Source organism: Sphingomonas sp. 66-10, assembly GCF_001897045.1.
GTDB lineage: Bacteria > Pseudomonadota > Alphaproteobacteria > Sphingomonadales > Sphingomonadaceae > Sphingomonas > Sphingomonas lycopersici.
This window is the reverse complement of record NZ_MKRR01000149.1, coordinates 1-1013: the sequence shown is the minus strand read 5'-3', so window position 1 is coordinate 1013 and position 1013 is coordinate 1. Positions and strand designations below refer to the sequence as shown.

Here is a 1013-nt window from a genome sequence, read left to right as displayed (position 1 = left end):
CCGGATCAGCGTATCGGCATAGTCGCGCGGGCTCATATTGTAGACGAAGAAGCCGTAATGATCGTTCACCTCGATGCTGTACGGCATCGATACCAGCCGGCCCTGCTTCACATGGACCGGCCCCGGCTGGTCGTCATGATAGAGATCGCAGGTATAGGTCATGCCATAGTCAGCGATCAGATCGAGCGTGCGCGGGGTGTGGGTCAGCGCCGGCGCGAGCCAGCCCTTGATCGTCTGGCCGGTGGCGTCGCGCACCGTGCGGATCGAATCCTCGATGATCGCGCGTTCCTGCGCCTCGTCCATCCCGTAGCTGTAGCGGGTGTTGTAGATGCCGTGGCTGAAGAATTCCCAGCCGAGCGCATTGGCATTGGCGACGACATCGGGGTGATGCTGGCACAAGGCGACCGACAGCGACACCGATCCCTTGAAGCCGTGTTTTTCCATCACCTCGGCCATCCGCCAATGCCCGATGCGATTGGCATAATCGCGGTGGCCATAGCCGACCACGTCGGGATGCGGCCTGGGCCAGCTCTTGCGTTGCGGATTGGCGGGCGGGTCGATCTCGTAAAATTCGAGATTGGGCGACACCCACACCGCGACCCTCTTGCCCTCGGGCCATTCCAGCTTTGCGCGATCGCGATACGGCCGGAAATCGTACAGCCCGGGATCCTTCTCTCCCTCGCGCATCAGCGTGCCTCCAGCCAGTCGATCACCGTCTGCACCGGCTCGACATCGGCATATTTGAGCTGGAGATCGGTCAGATTGGCGAAGTGATAGCTTTCATGCTTGTCGGCGCAGGTCTCGATCGGGACGATCGTGCGATAGCCGCGGCTGAGGCTGTCCACCGCGGTCGCGCGGACGCAGCCCGAGGTCGAGCCGCCCGTCACCACGACGGTATCGACCTTATGCCACACCAGCAGGCTCTGCAGCGGCGTCTCGAAAAACGCCGAGGGCATCCGTTTGGTGTAGATCGCGTCGCGCTCGTGATCGATTTCGCAGCGGTCGTCGAAGGC

The 1013-nt window shown here is 62.4% G+C and carries 2 protein-coding genes; both read right to left on the bottom strand.

Translation table 11 applies throughout. The annotated features are described in order from the left end of the window. The coding region (locus tag BGN95_RS22260) for a polysaccharide deacetylase family protein (RefSeq protein WP_286774027.1) at positions 1 to 687 on the bottom strand (687 nt) is incomplete at its 3' end. Then, positions 687 to 1013 (bottom strand): isochorismatase family protein (locus tag BGN95_RS22255; protein ID WP_286774026.1); only part of this gene is annotated, 327 nt, incomplete at its 5' end. The genes BGN95_RS22255 and BGN95_RS22260, both read right to left, overlap by 1 nt.